Source organism: Nocardiopsis sp. NPDC006832 (assembly GCF_040635885.1).
In the GTDB taxonomy this organism is placed as follows: Bacteria; Actinomycetota; Actinomycetes; order Streptosporangiales; family Streptosporangiaceae; genus Nocardiopsis.
In genome coordinates, this window is sequence record NZ_JBEYLC010000036.1 from 32,105 (window position 1) to 47,119 (window position 15,015).

The window sequence follows — 15,015 nt, forward strand, 5'->3', positions numbered from 1 at the left end:
CCAAGTGCCCTTCAGATGTGAACAACATTGTTTACAATAATGCACACCAAGATGAGCGAAAGGAAGACCATGACCCAGGAGGCAGTAGACCAGGGGACCCGGGAGAGCGTCAGTGACGCCGACCGCGTGGCCTCGCGCCTTCGCCAGGCCATCGTCGCCGGCGACTTCGCCCCCCGACAGCGTCTGGTGGAGACCGACCTCATCGAGATGTTCGACGCCAGCCGGGGCGCGGTGCGCGCGGCCCTGGCGACCCTCACCGTGGAGGGCCTGGTGGAGAAGATCCGCAACCGGGGAGCCCGGGTGCGGGCCGTCGACCTGGACGAGGCGTTGGAGATCGTGGAGGTGCGCGCGGCCCTGGAATCGATGTGCGCGGCCCGCGCGGCCGAGCGCGTCGACGACGCGGGCATGGCGCGCCTACGCGACTTGGGCGAGGTGATGCGCGGGGCGGTGGACTCGGGCGACGGAGAGGCCTATTCGCAGGCCAACCGTGATCTGCACCAGGCCGTGATGGACATCAGCGGATCCAAGGTGGCACCCGACATCGTCCAGCGTCTGCGCGCCCAGAACGTGCGGTACCGAATCCAGTTGTCCATGCAGCCGCATCGCCCGGCCACGTCGCTTCCCGAGCACCTGGAGATCGTGGAGGCGGTCTGCGCGAAGGACCCCGAACGCGCCGCGAACGCGATGCGGGCGCACCTGGAGAGCGTCTTCTCGGCGACGAAGGAGTACTTCGGAAACCGGAAGTAAAACCACAAAGCACGTGTTCTATGACACACCCCCCGGAGGCGACCCGCCCTGACCTGACGTTACGTGGGCATTGACGGATGTGACCAAGATCGTTAACAATGTCGCTCACTAGTTCGTTAGCGAAGGGGCGGCATGTCGCATCACCAAGAACCCACCGCACACGCCCGCCGGCTCGTCCAGGGTGCCTATGACATCCACGTTCACATCGCCCCCGATGTGATGAAGCGCAGGGTCGGCGATCTCGAACTCGCCCCCCGTTTCAAGCGGCACGGCCTGGCGGGCTTCGTGCTCAAGTCCCACTACACCCCCACCACCGAACGCGCCGAGGTCGTCCGCAACGTCCACCCGGACGTGGACGTACTCGGCGCCATCACCCTCAACGCCTCCGTGGGCGGTCTCAACCCCGTCGCGGTCGAGATCGCGGCACGGGGCGGAGCACAGTTCGTCTGGCTCCCGACCGTGGACAGCGACAACCAGCGCAGCTGCCTCGCCGAGGCCCCCGAGGGCTCCACCCCTCCCATGTGGGCACAGATCCAGCAGGACCTGCGCGACGACGGGATCATCAGTCCCACCGTCGACGTGCTCGACGAGAACGGCGAGGTGGTCCTGGCCGCCCGCCAGGTCCTCGACGTCATCGCCAGGCACGACATGACGCTGGCCACCGGGCACCTGCACGGTGACGAGTCGTCCAAGGTCATCGCCTACGCCCGTGAACGCGGCGTGCGACGCATCGTCGTCACCCACCCCGAGTTCACCTCCCAGCGCATCCCCGCCGAGAACCAGAAGACGCTCGCCGAGCACGGCGCCTACCTGGAGCGCTGCCTGACCACCCCGCTGACCGGCAAGGTGTCCTGGCGGGTGTGGCTGGACAACATCCGCGCGGCCGGCCCCGAGTCCTCCGTCATCAGCTCGGACCTGGGCCAGCCCTTCAACCCACCGGTGGAGGACGGCCTCGCCCTGGCCGCGGACGTCCTGCTCAAGGACGGTTTCTCCGACCATGAGGTGCGCCTGATGGTCGTGCACAACTCGCGCCGGCTCGCGGGAGCCGACCCACTGCCCGACGCCCCGTCGGCCCACCACGAGGAAGAGGCGGTCACCACATGAGCGTCGTTCTGGAGGTCGAGCACCTCACCAAGGAGTTCCAACGCGACGACGTGGCCACGGTGGCCCTGCGGGACTTCAACCTCACCATCGAAGAGGGAACCTTCGTCACCATCCTGGGCCGGTCCGGTTGCGGCAAGTCCACGATGTTGAACCTGCTCTCCGGGCTCTCCAAGCCCACCTCGGGCCAGGTGTTGCACCGGGGCAGGGCGCACACCGGCCCCACGCCCGACATCGGCTACCTGACCCAGACCGACACGCTCATGCCCTGGCGGAGCGTACGGCGCAACGTCGAGATGCCCATGGAGATCGCGGGCGTGGACAAGGCGGAGCGCGAGGCCAAGGCCCTTGAGCTCGTCGCCACGGTCGGCCTGTCCGACTTCGCCGACAACTACCCGCGGGAGCTCTCCGGCGGTATGCGTCGCCGCGCGAGTCTGGCCCGCATGCTCGCCAACGGTGCCGAGACCATCCTGATGGACGAGCCCTTCGGCGCCTTGGACGCCCAGTTGCGCTCCGAACTCCAGGGCGAGCTACTGCGGCTGTGGTCCAAGACCGGGCACACCATCGTGTTCGTCACCCACGACATCGAGGAGGCCCTGCTGCTCGGCGACCGCGTCGTCGTCCTGGGCCCGCTCGGCACCATCCTGCTCGACCAGGAAGTGGACATCGAGCGCCCGCGCGACCCCGACGAGACCAAGGTGCGACCGCGGTTCGTGGAACTGCACTCCACGTTGACCGCCGCGCTGAAGAAAGGAGCGCGGTGATGACCACCGGATCGGTTTCCGCCACGCGGACCAACGACGGACTGAGCACGAGCGGCCCGGTCAAAGAGGACCGCCGCCGCAGTTGGTGGGACCGCCACGGCCGCACCACCCTGGTGTGGGGGCTGCGAGCGGGGGCCCTACTGCTCTTCCTCGTGCTCTGGCAGTTGGCCGGCGGCCTGGTCGCCAACCCCATGTTCGTCTCCGACCCGATCGCCGTCGGGGAGCAGCTGGTCGCCTGGATCCGGGACGGCACCCTGGGCACGCACACCTGGATCACCATCCAGGAAGTGGTGCTCGGTTACGTCATCGGTGCCCTCACCGGCGCGCTCGCCGGTTTCGTGCTCGCCTCGGTCCGTCTCGTCTACGACGTGTTCGAGCCGTTCATGATGGCGCTGTACTCGATTCCCAAGGTGGCGCTCGCCCCACTGTTCATCGTGTGGTTCGGCATCGGCCTGGACATGAAGGTCATCCTGGCGGCCGTCAGCGTGTTCTTCCTGGTCTTCCTCAACACCGCCGCCGGGGTCCGCGACGTGGACCGCGGCCTGATCGACGCCGTCCGGCTGATGGGCGGGTCGAACAAGGACGTCGCCTTCAAGGTCGTGCTGCCGGCCTCCATGTCCGGTCTGTTGACCGGTCTGAAGGTCTCCATTCCCTACGCGCTCATCGGCGCGGTGATCGGTGAACTCGTCGCCTCCAACCGCGGCCTGGGTTACCTCATCAACGACGCCGCCGCGCAGTTCAACACCGCTGGTGTGTTCGCCGCGGTCGTGGTCCTGACCGCGCTGGCCATGGTCCTCAACGCCCTCGTGAGCGTTCTGTCCTCCCGCGCCAACCGCTGGAAGCCGCTCGACTCCGAGTAGCGCCCCTCCCAACACTCGATCGAGAGCCACATCATGAAACTCAGCACCCACCTCAGGACGGCCGCCGCCATCGCGGCGACCGCGAGCCTCATCGCGACCTCGGGCTGCGCCGACGGCGGCGGCTCCGACCCGAACGTTCTCAACGTGGGCCAGATCAGCGACTCCGTCGCGTTCTTCCCGCTCCACGTCGCCGAGGAGAACGGCTACTTCGAAGAGGAGGGCGTCGAGCTCGGCGAGCGTCCTCGCCTGGGCACCGGCGCCAAGCTCGCGGCGGCCCTGACCTCGGGCTCCATCGACGTGGCCGCCGGGGTCCTCACCGACACGTTCAACCTCGCCGAGAACGACCCCGACACGCGGCTCACCGGCTCGCTGGTCACCGAGTACTACGTGGACGTGGTGACGGCCCCGGACTTCGACGGGGACCCGGACGCGCCCCTGGAGGAGAAGATCCAGGCCCTGGAGGGCAAGAACATCGGCATCACCGGCCCGGGTTCGGGAACCGAGGCGCTGCTGATCTACCTGTTCGAGCAGGCGGGAATGGACGCCAACACCGACGCCACCCTGGTGAACCTGGGCGCCGTGTCGTCGTCGGCCATCGGTGCCCTGTCCTCGGGGCAGGTGGACGCCCTGGCCTTCTTCCAACCGGCCGGGCAGATGGCCGAGGCCGAGGGCGCCGGCGAGATCTACCTGTCGCCGCAGCGCGGCGACATCCCCGACATGTCCGGGGCGCTGCACGGAGCGCTGTTCAGCACCTCCGACGTGATCGAGAACAAGAGCGAGCAGATCGAGGGCTTCAACCGCGCCATCAACCGCGCGCTGGAGTTCATCGAGTCCGACCCCGAGGGGACCGCGGAGCTGCTCTCGTCCTACATGGACGGCACCGACCCCGAGGCGGTCGAGGCGCTCACCGAGATCCTCCCGCAGGAGTTCGCCACCTCCACGCAGGTGGGGCGGGACGCCTTCGGTGTCGCGACCGACTTCCACGTGGAGTCCGGTCTGGTCGACGAGGCTCCCGACTACGACGAGCTGGTCTGGTCCGAGGTCCGGGAATAGCGCCGCGAGGATGAAGATGAGAGTTTCGAGCACACCATCGGTCCGCGGGGGCCGACGCGCGATCCCCTCCGTGCTGATGCGCGGCGGTACCTCCCGCGGGCCGTTCTTCGCCCGTGCCGACCTGCCCGACGACGACGAGACCCTCGCCCGGGTGTTGCGGTCCGCCCTCGGTTCCCCCCACCCGTTGCAGGTCGACGGGTTGGGGGGCGGGCACCCGCTCACCTCCAAGGCGGGCATCGTCGGCCCGAGCAGCGAGCCGGGGGCCGACCTCGACTTCCGGTTCGCCCAGCTCAGGCCGGACGACGACTCGGTGGACATGAACGCCAACTGCGGCAACCTGCTGGCCGCCGTGGTGCCCTTCGCCATCGAGACCGGGATGGTCGTGCCCGTCGAGGACACCACCACCGTGCGGGTGCGCACCCTCAACACCGGGGCCATCGCCCACATCTCGGTGCGCACGCCCGAGCAGGGCGGCGAGCGGGGCGTGAAGTACGACGGCGACACCCGAATCGACGGCGTCCCGGGCACCTCCGCTCCGGTGACGATCGGGTTCCTCGACACCGCCGGGTCGATCGCCGGTTCCCTGCTGCCGACGGGGAACCGACGTGACGCGGTCGAGCTTCCCGGCGTGGGATCGATCGACGTCACCTGCGTCGACAACGGACAACCCCTCGTCATCGTGGGCGCCTCCGCTCTGGGCGTGACCGGGCGGGAGAGTCCCGCCGAACTCACCGCCGACCCGGAGCTGCGCGAGCGGGTGGAGACGTTGCGCCTGATCTGCGGCGAGCTCATGGGACTGGGCGACGTCTCGGACCGCAACTATCCCAAGATGACGCTGGTCTCGCCGCCCGAGGACGGCGGCGCCCTGACCACCCGCAGCTTCATCCCTCGGGTGGTCCACGAATCCATCGGCGTGCTGGCCGCCGTCACCGCCGCCACCGCCTGCGTGCTACCGGGCACGGTCGCGCACGAATCGGCGACCCTCCCGGTCGCGAACGACACCGATACCACCCTGGCCATCGAACACCCGAGCGGCGCCTTCGAGGTGCGGCTCGGCCAGGACCCCGGGGATCCCACCCGCATCACCCGTTCGGCGCTCGTGCGCACCGCACGCGCGCTCATGGCCGGAGAGCTCTACGTCCCTCTGGGCATCTGGAATCCCTGAAGAAGGAAGCACACTGATGATCATCGACTGCCACGGGCACTTCACCACCGCACCCGCCGCGCTCGGCGACTGGCGTCAAGCTCAGATCGCCGCGCTCGACGGTGGTCCCCAGCCCGCTGATCCGAACATCGGCGACGAGGACCTGCGCGAGGCGATCGAGGGCAACCAGCTCCGCCTCATGGACGATCGCGGCATCGACCTGACCGTGTTCTCACCGCGGGCCTCCTTCATGGCCCACCACGTCGGCGACGCGGCCACCTCCTCCCGGTGGGCCGCGATCTGCAACGACCTCATCGCCCGGGTGTCTGAACTCTTCCCCGAGCGCTTCGCCACCGCCGCCATGCTGCCGCAGTCCCCCGGCGTGGACCCGGCCGAGTGCCTGCCCGAGCTGCGTCGCGCCGTGGAGGAACTCGACGCGGTGGCGATCAACCTCAACCCGGACCCCTCCGGTGGACTGTGGGACTCGCCCCCGCTCACCGATCGGTCCTGGTACCCCATCTACGAGGCGATGTGCGAGTACGACATCCCCGCGATGGTGCACGTGTCCACCAGTGTCAACCCGGCCTTCCACACCACCGGGGCGCACTACCTCAACGCCGACACCACGGCCTTCATGCAGCTGGTCCAGGGCGACCTGTTCGCCGACTTCCCGGACCTGAAGCTGATCATCCCGCACGGCGGCGGCGCGGCCCCCTACCACTGGGGCCGCTTCCGCGGGCTGGCCATGGCGTTGGGCAAGCCGGAGCTGGAGGAACACGTGATGCGCAACGTCTACTTCGACACCTGCGTGTACCACCAGCCCGGCATCGACCTGCTGTTCGACGTCGTCCCGAACGAGAACATCCTCTTCGCCTCGGAGATGATCGGCGCCGTCCGCGACGTCGACCCGTGCTCGGGCCACTACTTCGACGACACCGGCCGCTACATCGAGGGCGTGAAGCTGCCCGACGCCGAACGCGAGGCGATCTTGGAAGGCAACGTCCGCCGCGTCTACCCGCGCCTGGACGCCAGGTTGAAGCGCCAGGGCCGCTGAGTACCACTCCACATCCCGTCCACCCACTCACGAGGAGAGTCATGACCGAGCTCGGAGTCGTCCACCGTTCCATCGAGCGCGCCGCCCCGGAGGCGGTCGAGGCGCTGTCCCACTTCGGGGTCGCCACCGTGCACGAGGCGCAGGGCCGCACCGGCCTGCTGCGGCCCTACGTCCGACCGATCTACCCGGAGGCGAAGCTGTGCGGGACGGCCGTCACCGTGCTGCTCCAGCCCGGGGACAACTGGATGTTCCACGTCGCCGCCGAACAGATCCGACCCGGTGACGTGGTCGTGGCCGGCTGCACCACCGAGTCCGAGGACGGGTTCTTCGGTGAGCTGCTGGCGACCTCCTTCCGGGCCAGGGGCGCGGCCGGCCTGATCATCGACGGCGGCTGCCGCGACGTCGCCGAGCTCTCCGAGATGGACTTCCCGGTGTTCAGCCGCTCCATCAACGCCAAGGGCACCGTGAAGGCGACGCTGGGATCGGTCAACGTGCCCGTCACCGTGGCCAACGCCCTGGTCGAGCCGGGTGACGTCGTCGTCGCGGACGCCGACGGTGTCGTGGTGGTGCCGCGCGAGTCCGCCGCTCAGGTGGCCGAGGCGTCTCGACTCCGTGAGGAGAACGAGGAGTCCAAGCGTGCCCGGTTCCGCGACGGCGAGCTGGGGCTGGACATGTACAAGATGCGCGAGAAGCTGGCCACGGCCGGCCTGCGCTACGTCGACTGATCGGCGCCTCGCCTCCCGGGTGAAGGGCACCTCGACGGCATCCACCGGATGGTGGGTGCCGTCGTCGTTCGAGCGCGCTTCCTCGGTGGATCACCGCCGGGGCGGCCGGGGTCGGCGAGACGTCACCGACCCCGCACCGGGCGCACACCGGGTCCGGACGGGCCCCTTTCCTGGCCGTGCGGGGATTCACATCAACCTCCGGGTCCCGTAGCCTCTCCTTTACTCGTCAGTAACTTTTTCGTTCCAGGCGGAGAGGACACGACTCGTGAAGGTGCCCCCAATGCCCACGAAGGGTCGGCCCCGGGGCGGTACCAATCCCCTGGCCGATGTCCCCGTGGAGTTCGCCGACCACTTCCGCGCCCACGTCGAACCCCTCATCGACGTGGTGGTGGCCCGGATCCACGAGAGCGTGCCCGAATACCTGCGGCCCGGCAACGAGGTGTACGCCGCCGCCACCCGCACCGCGGTCCGTGAGGCCCTGACCGTGTTCCTGGACCGGGTGGGGGTGGCCGATCCGCCCGAGCACCGACTCTGGGAGCGATTCCGCATGCTCGGCGAGGCCGAGGTCCACGAGGGCCGCAGCCTCGACGACCTCCAGACCGCGATGCGCACCGCCCTGGTCATCATGTGGCGCGAACTCCTGAAGGTTCAGGAACAGCGCCCCGAACTCCTGCCCCAGCGGCACATCGGCCCGGTCGCCGAGGCCGCGTTCCTGTTCCTGGAGGAGATGGCCTCCGCCGCCTCCGAGGGCTACAACCAGGCGCGGGCCCGGGCATCGGGAGAACTCCAACGACGTCGGGGGCGCCTGGTCGACCTGTTGTTGTCCGACCCGGCCCCCTCGCCCCGGGCCATCGCCGACCTGGCCTCCTCCGCCCAGTGGCGCGTCCCCGACAAGGTGGCGGTGATCGTCCTCCAAGGAGACGGGAAGGAGACGGCCCCGCCCACTCTGCCCTCCGACGTGCTGCACGACTTCCACCGGTCCGACCCCTGTCTCGTGCTCCCCGATCCGGAAGGGCCCGGCAGGATGCGGACCCTGGAACGCCTGTTGCGCGGCCGGCACGCCGCGGCGGGTCCGGCCGTGGACGTCACCGAGACGGCCCTCTCCCTGAACCACGCGCGCGAGACCCTCGAACTGGTCGAGTCGGGGGTGGTGCCCGCCGACGGGATCTCCCTGTGGAGCGAACACCTCACGCCGCTCCTGCTGTTGCGGGACCGGGATCTGATGCGGGAGATGACCATCTCCCGGTTGGCCCCCATGCGGGAGCTGTCCGACGGGCAACGCGAGCGCCTGTCCGAGACCCTCCTGCTCTGGTTGCAGCACGGGTACAACGCCAAGCGGGTGGCCGAGGTACAGCACCTCCACCCGCAGACGGTGCGGTATCGCCTGCGCCGACTGACGGAGCTGTTCGGCGATCGGCTGGAGGAGCCCGATCCGCGTTTCGAGCTGGAGATGGCGCTGCGGGTGGAGCGATTGCTCCGGTCGACCCCGCCCACATGAGAACGGCCGCCGGGACGAGGTTCCCGGCGACCGTGTCACTCCATCCGTGTCACTGGTGTCAGCAGGTGCTGGAGTCCGGTTCCCCGACCAACCGCCCGCTGAGCCAGTCCTGAGCACGTTGGGTGTCCAGGAAGAAGCTCGTCAGGTGCGGCCCGGAGAAGGTCCGTCGCCACTCCACCGAAGCGCCCCCGGCGCAGTAGGCGTCGCGCAACTCCTCGCCCTGCTCGATCGGGATGACGTCATCGCCCGAGGAGTGGTAGAGGTACAGCGGCGCCTCCGGCACGGTCTCGCCGGGCTTGTTCTCCTGAAGCCGGGCCTGCCACTCGGGACTGTTGATGAGGTCGACGTCGACCGTCTCGTCCATGGTCATGCCGGCACCGGAGGTCAGCGCCTCGATCATGCAGCCGTCGACCGAGGCGTCCAGGAGCCGCTGCCCCTTCTCGGTGAGGTGCTCCTCGAAGGACAGCTCGGGATAGGCCGCCGCGAAACCGTAGGCGGTGAAGCCCACGAAGGCGAAGTAGAGACTGCCGTCCAACTGGTCGGCGACCTGCGTCAGGTCCGCCGGAACACCCCCGGCGGCCACACCGGCCAGCGACAGTTCGGGGGCGTAGTCGGGCTGCATCTGACCGGCCCACACCGAGGCCCCGCCGCCCTGGGAGAATCCGCTGACGCCCATCGGCGCCTCGGCGGAGATGTCGAGTTCGTCCATGCGGGTCGCGGCGCGCAGACCGTCCAGCACCGCCGCGCCCTGGGAGTGGCCCACCATGTAGGTGTGCGGTGAGGGCGTGCCCAGCCCCTCGTAGTCGGTGACCACCAGCGCGTGCCCCTGGTCGATGACGTTCTTCATCATCGAGGCCTCGTAGTCCAGGCCCTGTTCCAGGCCGATGGAGGGAGCACAGTGGGAGCCCAGGCCGTGGGTGCCGATGGCGTAGGAGACCAGGGGACGCTCGCCCTCGCCCTCCCACTCCGCGTCGGGGACCATGACGGTGCCGGTGACCGCCATCGGCTCGCCCATGGCGTTCGTGGACAGGTACATCACCCGCCACACGTCGGCGTCGAACTCGCCGACGCCCAGGGGCGCGGTGTAGGCCTCGGCGGGTTCGGCGCGGACGACGTCGCCGGGCTCACCCTGGGGCAGGGGGTCCGGGGGAAGATAGAAGTCGTTGCGGGCTTCGGGGGAATCGGCTTCGGGCTGGTCGAGCTCCTCCCAGTCCTCAAGCGCTTCGGCGACCTCGACGTCCGTGGGCTCCTGGGCCACGGACGGTTCCATGTCGGCCGCCGCTGCCACCGGTTGCAGTGCCAGCACGGCGCCGAGCGCGCCGGCGGTGCAGGCCACCGCGGCGGTCCTTCGCAGACCGGGTGTGCGGGGTTGGTGTTCCACGACTTGCTCCAGATCTCCTGTGCGAATCGCGCATGACGCGCGACACATAGACCTTGTCGCGGAAACGACACGTGACACTACGCACCGTGCTGAGCGTCCGGCAAGAAGTTTCACTCACCCCGAGACACTCAGGGCTCGGTGGGGTCGGTGGGTCCGAGACTTCCAGCCAGAGGGAGGCAGCGGAGCCCGGTATTGGGTGCTGGTTCTCCCCTGAGTTATCCACAGGCGGGAGAGTTCGGGGTGGTGAACCGTTCCGCCCACGTGATCCCATTGATCTTGGGGGAGCCGCTGGTTTCGCCGGCTTTGTGCTGCTCGGGGTGGGTGGGTGTGGTGGGGGTGGGGTGTGGGGTGCCTCAGGTTTTTGGTTCTTGGGGTTGGTGGGGGTGCTCGGGTGGTTGGTGGGGCGCCTCAGGTTTCTGGCTCTGGGGGTTGTTGGGCGTTGCTCGGGTGGTTCTCCCTCCTTCCCCGCCGCGTGATTGTTGCCGCCCGCACCGCACGCGTCAAGGCGATGTTGAGTTACTCATCAGCGGGGCTGGTGGCCTTGACCCGTACGGCACGGGCGGCGGTTTGGCGGCTATCGGGGAAGGGGGGAGAGTGGTTGAGGTCCCAAGGGCCCTGTGGGCCTGCGGCCCACTCCGGCCGCAGACGGCCGGATCCGTTCCCTTCCGCCTGGTGTCCTCGTGGGCCGCGCCGCCACTACGTGACGGGTGAGGTAACGAAGGGCCCGCTACAGGTGAGGCTCAGGGCGAGTCGCGTCCCAGCGGTAGCCGGCTCTGGCGGTGGGAAAGTCGCGGGAAAAAGGGGTTGTGGATAACCCAGAATGGCCACCCCATCTATGGTAGGCGCATTCGTCGACTCGGAAATAGGTTGAATATACCAGCCAGTAAGTCTGCCCTTCTTGGGGGTGTTCGCATATAATCAGAGTATGAGTTTTCCTCCCAGCACACCACGCCCGACCGGGAACACCCCGGTCGATCAGGCGATGGCGGGTGCGCGGGAGTTGGCGGTGGAATTCTCCGGCCGGGATGTCCCGTTCGGGTGCGAAGCCGATGTGCTCGCCCAGTTCGGCCGCCTCAACCAGGAAACAGACCGGATCCGCTATGGGATGCTGCCCGCCCTGGCCCGGATGGAGGCCACCGGTGCCCTGTTGGAAGAGGGTGGCCAGCGCAGCATCCAGGCGTGGATCACTCACCAGTGGGGCACCTCTCCGGCTGAGGCCCGCGATCTCGCCATCCTCGCCCGGGCGTTGTACAAGCAGCAGTTGCCGCTCGTAGAAGAGGCCTTCCAGGGCGAAGTCTTGTCGTTGGGTGAGGCGTGCGCGATCGCGACCTCCACGGAAAAGGCCACCGCTGAGTGGGCGAAGGTCCTGGAAACGGTGGATGAGGAATTCCGCGCGGAGCGCCCTTCGGTGGAGGGTTTTCGGGCTCGGTTGGAATTCGGGCTGATCGGTTTCAAGGCCGAGTGCCCGCAGACCTCGGTGCGCCAGTTGCGGGACGCGGCGAAATGGTTCGTGGCCCGCCTGGACCCGGATAAGGCCGACCGGGACTATGACGAAACGTTCGAGAAGCGGGGCGCGCAGTTCTCCCCCACCTTCGAGTCCGGGTTCCTGTTGCGGATGTGGGGGCCGGGGGCCGACAACGAGCTCATCCAGGCCGCCCTGGAGGCGTACACCCAGCCGTACGGTCCCGATAATGCCGCCACCCCGAAGCACCAGCGAGTCTATGACGCAATGATGCGCATCTTCGAGACCGCCCTGACCCACCGGGGTTGCTCCAGTCTGAGCCGGCAGCCGTTGGCGACCCTCAACATCACCGTCCCCCTCAAACGCTTCCTCGGAGACGAAACCGCTGAACCCGCCGTCACGGAGGACGGTGTGGTCATCCCCGACCAGATGGTGTCCCGCCTGACCCCCAACAGCTGGCTGCGCCGGTTCGTGACCGACGAGGAAGGTCAAACCCTGCTGGATGTGGGGCAGAAGAAGCGGTGCGCCCCGGACCCGGTCCGTCAGGCGGCCGGGTTCAAGAAGTCCTACTGCGAATGGCACCAGGGCTGTGATGTGCCGCGTAGCTGGTCCCAATACGACCACATCGTCCCCTTCTCCCACGGCGGGGCCACCAGCGCCGACAACATGCAGATCCTGTGCTCCACCCACAACCGGCTCAAGCACCGGCTCCAGACCAAGATGAACCGGAAGATCTGGGAACACCACCACGCCCAGAACCGCCAGGACACCGAGACCAGCGGGGACAGGGACGGGGAAGGAGAGCCAGCCCCAGCCACCGCGCCCTGACCACCACCACCCGTTTCCACTAGGCGGAACACCACCCCGGAGAGACCACCCCATCTGGGTGTCAGACCCCAAGGGCCCCGTGCCCTGTGGGGATATCAGCATGCCCACACCCCGAACCCCCACCCAGAGCCACATCCCAGGGCCCTGGGTGGCCCCATTGGGGGGGTGTCGGCAGCACACATGCCAGCATCGGCTCCTACTGCGAGTACCGGCACCACTGCCACCCCCACCGCCGGGTACCGGCAACGAGACTGCTCCCGCCCCCGTCACCGCTACCGGCGCCGGTGCCGGGGACTGATGGGGGCCTCGGCGTGGTCTTGCTACCAGTGCCGGCTACCGCAGGGACGCGGCCGGCCCCGTGCCTGGCCTGTAGCGGGCCCTTCGTGACCGGGCCCGTCACGTAGTGGCGACGCGCTCAACGAGGACACCAGGCGGAAGGGAAGGGATCCGGCCGCTTGCGGCCGGAGTGGGCCGAAGGCCCACAGGGCCTTGGGACCTCAACCACTCTCCCCCCTTCCCCGATAGCCGCCAAACCGCCGCCCGTGCCGTACGGGTCAAGGCCACCAGCACCGCTGCCAGAGCACCCGACATTGCCTTGACGCGTGTGGTGCGGGCGGCAACAATCACGCGGCGGGGAAGGAGGGAGAACCCACCCCCACCCCGCCCAACCACCGGCAGGCTCTCGACCCCAGGCGCCCCACCAACACACCCCACACCAACTCCGCCTCATCCTTCAGGGGACCCGGCCACCCAAAACCCTTCAGCTCAGCCGCGCCGAGAACACCGAGAACAGAGCGGCACATGGTTCTCAAGGGCCCATGGTCATGAGCCTTCGAGCACATCGGCATGTGTCGGGCAGCCCCGATACTCCGGGAAGAGGGACGTTCGGCAGACTGGACGGCCATCCGCCCAAGGGTTACTTCCGAAGAACGAGGCACGCGATGACCACTCACCCCCGACGACCCACGCACGGAGCACGGGGCGGTCTGCTTCGTCCGTCCATGTCCCCCTGGGCCGACCTGCGCGAACCCGCGGCGGACGACGCCCCGGGACGGTTGCGCGCGGTGTTCCTCGGGGTCTCCACGATCCTGCTCACCGACGGCGAGACCGCAGTACTGACCGACGGTTTCTTCAGTCGCCCGAGCAAGCTCGACCTGGCGTTCAAGCGGCTCGCCCCGAACCGGGCCCGGGTGGAGGCCGCACTCGCGCGCTTCGGCATCTCCCGCCTGGACGCGGTGTTCGTGGTGCACTCCCACTTCGACCACGCGCTCGACGCCCCCATGGTGGCCGAGCTGACCGGGGCTCGGCTCATCGGTTCGGGGTCCACCTACAACATCGCCGCCGGTCAGGGGATGGACGGTGGCCGCTTCGACCAAGCGAACCTGGGCGAACCGATGCGGTTCGGTTCGCTCACGCTCACCGCGCTGTCGGCGGAGCACAGCCCCGGCGACATCGCCCCCGGTGTGATCGGCCGCCCGTTGCGGGCCGGGCGCGCCGGCGACTTCAAGACGGGTGACTGCTACTCGCTGCACGTGGCCCATCCCGACGGGGAGTTGCTGATCCACGCCAGCGCCAACTGGCTGCCGGGTGCCCTCGACGGCCACCAGGCGGACACGGTCTACCTGGGGGTGGGCACGCTCGGCAAACAGGACCGGGGGTTCCGGTCCGACTACTGGCACCACGTCGTGGAGCGCACCGGCGCGCGGCGCGTGGTGCCGATCCACTGGGACGACTTCACCATCTCCCTTAAGCAGCCGCCACGGCCGCTGCCTCGGGTGGTCGACGACCTCGGCTCGACCCTGGACTTCCTGTCCAGGCGCGCGGAGGACGAGGGTGTGGACCTGGCGCTGCCGGTCCTGGGCCGGAGCACCGATCCGTTCAGGACCTGAACCACCCGCCTATGGGCCCGCGCGAAGTCGCCCGGGCATCGGCCGGGGGAACCACCGCCGGCCCGCCGCCACAGAAGTGGGGCAGCGGGCCGTGTCCCATGGCGGCGGATCAGGACCGCCAGGTTCGCACCACGTGCAGCACGACCGCGATCACGGCGAGGATCCCCCACGCCATTCCCTCGGGGGTGGACTCGGCCGCCCAGGCGGCGGCGACGATACCGAGCGCGCCCCACCCGGCGACCTTGCGCGTGCGTTCGAAGCGCGTGGCGGAGCCGGATCGCTCGTGCTCCCCCTGATCCTTTGGTGCGGTCTCCGATTCCATACGCGTGGCCAGCGAATCGGCGATCTCGGTGTCGAAGTCCGGGCCGAGTTCGCGCGCAGTGGAGATCGCGGTGGCGATCTCGTCGCGCAGGTCGGTGGCGCGGGTGGGGGGTGTGGTGGCGGTCCAACCGTGCGGGTCGGTGGTTCGAGCGGGGGGTGTGGTGGCCATGATGCCTCTCCTCCAACGG

At 68.8% G+C, this 15,015-nt stretch carries 13 protein-coding genes; 11 read left to right on the top strand and 2 right to left on the bottom strand.

What is annotated here, in order from left to right; all coding sequences use genetic code 11:
* Window positions 1-51 precede the first annotated feature (51 nt).
* The 9 genes from ABZ717_RS17770 to ABZ717_RS17810 all read left to right on the top strand — a co-directional run bounded on the left by ABZ717_RS17770 (window position 52) and on the right by ABZ717_RS17810 (window position 8,946).
* On the top strand, window positions 52-747 hold the full coding sequence (locus ABZ717_RS17770; protein ID WP_358511464.1) for a GntR family transcriptional regulator: 696 nt from the start codon (window positions 52-54) through the stop codon (window positions 745-747).
* Window positions 748-879: 132 nt separating this feature from the next.
* Window positions 880-1,851 carry a DUF6282 family protein gene (locus tag ABZ717_RS17775; protein ID WP_358511466.1) on the top strand — a complete coding sequence of 324 codons (972 nt, stop codon included), beginning with the start codon at window positions 880-882 and terminating at the stop codon, window positions 1,849-1,851.
* Window positions 1,848-2,612 carry an ABC transporter ATP-binding protein gene (locus ABZ717_RS17780; protein ID WP_358511469.1) on the top strand — a complete coding sequence of 255 codons (765 nt, stop codon included), beginning with the start codon at window positions 1,848-1,850 and terminating at the stop codon, window positions 2,610-2,612. The genes ABZ717_RS17775 and ABZ717_RS17780 overlap by 4 nt, the downstream gene beginning before the upstream one ends.
* Complete coding sequence (locus tag ABZ717_RS17785) at window positions 2,612-3,472, top strand: ABC transporter permease (protein WP_358511472.1); 861 nt, start codon at window positions 2,612-2,614, stop codon at window positions 3,470-3,472. Before ABZ717_RS17780 ends, ABZ717_RS17785 begins: the two co-directional genes overlap by 1 nt.
* A gap of 33 nt (window positions 3,473-3,505) precedes the next feature.
* Window positions 3,506-4,525, top strand: a complete 1,020-nt coding sequence (locus ABZ717_RS17790) for an ABC transporter substrate-binding protein (RefSeq protein ID WP_358511475.1) — start codon at window positions 3,506-3,508, stop codon at window positions 4,523-4,525.
* A 16-nt stretch (window positions 4,526-4,541) separates the two neighbouring features.
* Window positions 4,542-5,690 (top strand): 4-oxalomesaconate tautomerase, encoded by a 1,149-nt coding sequence (locus tag ABZ717_RS17795; RefSeq protein WP_358511478.1) that lies wholly within the window; start codon window positions 4,542-4,544, stop codon window positions 5,688-5,690.
* A gap of 16 nt (window positions 5,691-5,706) precedes the next feature.
* The gene (locus tag ABZ717_RS17800) at window positions 5,707-6,723 is read left to right on the top strand and encodes an amidohydrolase family protein (protein WP_358511481.1); all 1,017 of its coding nucleotides are present in this window, start codon (window positions 5,707-5,709) and stop codon (window positions 6,721-6,723) included.
* A gap of 41 nt (window positions 6,724-6,764) precedes the next feature.
* Window positions 6,765-7,448: a 4-carboxy-4-hydroxy-2-oxoadipate aldolase/oxaloacetate decarboxylase gene (ligK, locus tag ABZ717_RS17805; RefSeq protein WP_358511484.1), complete on the top strand. Its 684-nt coding sequence runs from the start codon at window positions 6,765-6,767 to the stop codon at window positions 7,446-7,448.
* 280 nt (window positions 7,449-7,728) lie between these two features.
* The gene (locus ABZ717_RS17810; RefSeq protein WP_358511487.1) at window positions 7,729-8,946 is read left to right on the top strand and encodes a helix-turn-helix domain-containing protein; all 1,218 of its coding nucleotides are present in this window, start codon (window positions 7,729-7,731) and stop codon (window positions 8,944-8,946) included.
* Window positions 8,947-9,004: 58 nt separating this feature from the next.
* Here ABZ717_RS17810 and ABZ717_RS17815 read toward each other — a convergent pair whose 3' ends face one another.
* Window positions 9,005-10,327 carry a lipase family protein gene (locus ABZ717_RS17815; protein ID WP_358511490.1) on the bottom strand — a complete coding sequence of 441 codons (1,323 nt, stop codon included), beginning with the start codon at window positions 10,325-10,327 and terminating at the stop codon, window positions 9,005-9,007.
* A 925-nt stretch (window positions 10,328-11,252) separates the two neighbouring features.
* Here ABZ717_RS17815 and ABZ717_RS17820 point away from each other — a divergent pair.
* Both ABZ717_RS17820 and ABZ717_RS17825 read left to right on the top strand, forming a co-directional pair.
* Window positions 11,253-12,617: a DUF222 domain-containing protein gene (locus ABZ717_RS17820; protein ID WP_358511493.1), complete on the top strand. Its 1,365-nt coding sequence runs from the start codon at window positions 11,253-11,255 to the stop codon at window positions 12,615-12,617.
* A 1,001-nt stretch (window positions 12,618-13,618) separates the two neighbouring features.
* A complete protein-coding gene (locus ABZ717_RS17825; RefSeq protein WP_358511496.1) occupies window positions 13,619-14,506 on the top strand; it encodes an MBL fold metallo-hydrolase in 888 nt (295 codons plus the stop codon).
* 109 nt (window positions 14,507-14,615) lie between these two features.
* Here the strand turns inward: ABZ717_RS17825 and ABZ717_RS17830 are convergent, their stop codons facing one another.
* Window positions 14,616-14,996, bottom strand: coding sequence for a hypothetical protein (locus ABZ717_RS17830; RefSeq protein WP_358511499.1), 381 nt, complete (start codon window positions 14,994-14,996; stop codon window positions 14,616-14,618).
* Between the last annotated feature and the right edge of the window lie 19 nt (window positions 14,997-15,015).

What these genes read in the sequence shown, in the direction of transcription:
- ABZ717_RS17770 (WP_358511464.1), top strand. Translation starts at nt 52, where the DNA reads ATGAGCGAAAGGAAGACCATGACCCAGGAGGCAGTAGACCAGGGGACC.
- ABZ717_RS17775 (WP_358511466.1), top strand. Translation starts at nt 880, where the DNA reads ATGTCGCATCACCAAGAACCCACCGCACACGCCCGCCGGCTCGTCCAG.
- ABZ717_RS17780 (WP_358511469.1), top strand. Translation starts at nt 1,848, where the DNA reads ATGAGCGTCGTTCTGGAGGTCGAGCACCTCACCAAGGAGTTCCAACGC.
- ABZ717_RS17785 (WP_358511472.1), top strand. Translation starts at nt 2,612, where the DNA reads ATGACCACCGGATCGGTTTCCGCCACGCGGACCAACGACGGACTGAGC.
- ABZ717_RS17790 (WP_358511475.1), top strand. Translation starts at nt 3,506, where the DNA reads ATGAAACTCAGCACCCACCTCAGGACGGCCGCCGCCATCGCGGCGACC.
- ABZ717_RS17795 (WP_358511478.1), top strand. Translation starts at nt 4,542, where the DNA reads ATGAGAGTTTCGAGCACACCATCGGTCCGCGGGGGCCGACGCGCGATC.
- ABZ717_RS17800 (WP_358511481.1), top strand. Translation starts at nt 5,707, where the DNA reads ATGATCATCGACTGCCACGGGCACTTCACCACCGCACCCGCCGCGCTC.
- ligK (WP_358511484.1), top strand. Translation starts at nt 6,765, where the DNA reads ATGACCGAGCTCGGAGTCGTCCACCGTTCCATCGAGCGCGCCGCCCCG.
- ABZ717_RS17810 (WP_358511487.1), top strand. Translation starts at nt 7,729, where the DNA reads ATGCCCACGAAGGGTCGGCCCCGGGGCGGTACCAATCCCCTGGCCGAT.
- ABZ717_RS17820 (WP_358511493.1), top strand. Translation starts at nt 11,253, where the DNA reads ATGAGTTTTCCTCCCAGCACACCACGCCCGACCGGGAACACCCCGGTC.
- ABZ717_RS17825 (WP_358511496.1), top strand. Translation starts at nt 13,619, where the DNA reads ATGTCCCCCTGGGCCGACCTGCGCGAACCCGCGGCGGACGACGCCCCG.
- ABZ717_RS17830 (WP_358511499.1), bottom strand. Translation starts at nt 14,996, where the DNA reads ATGGCCACCACACCCCCCGCTCGAACCACCGACCCGCACGGTTGGACC.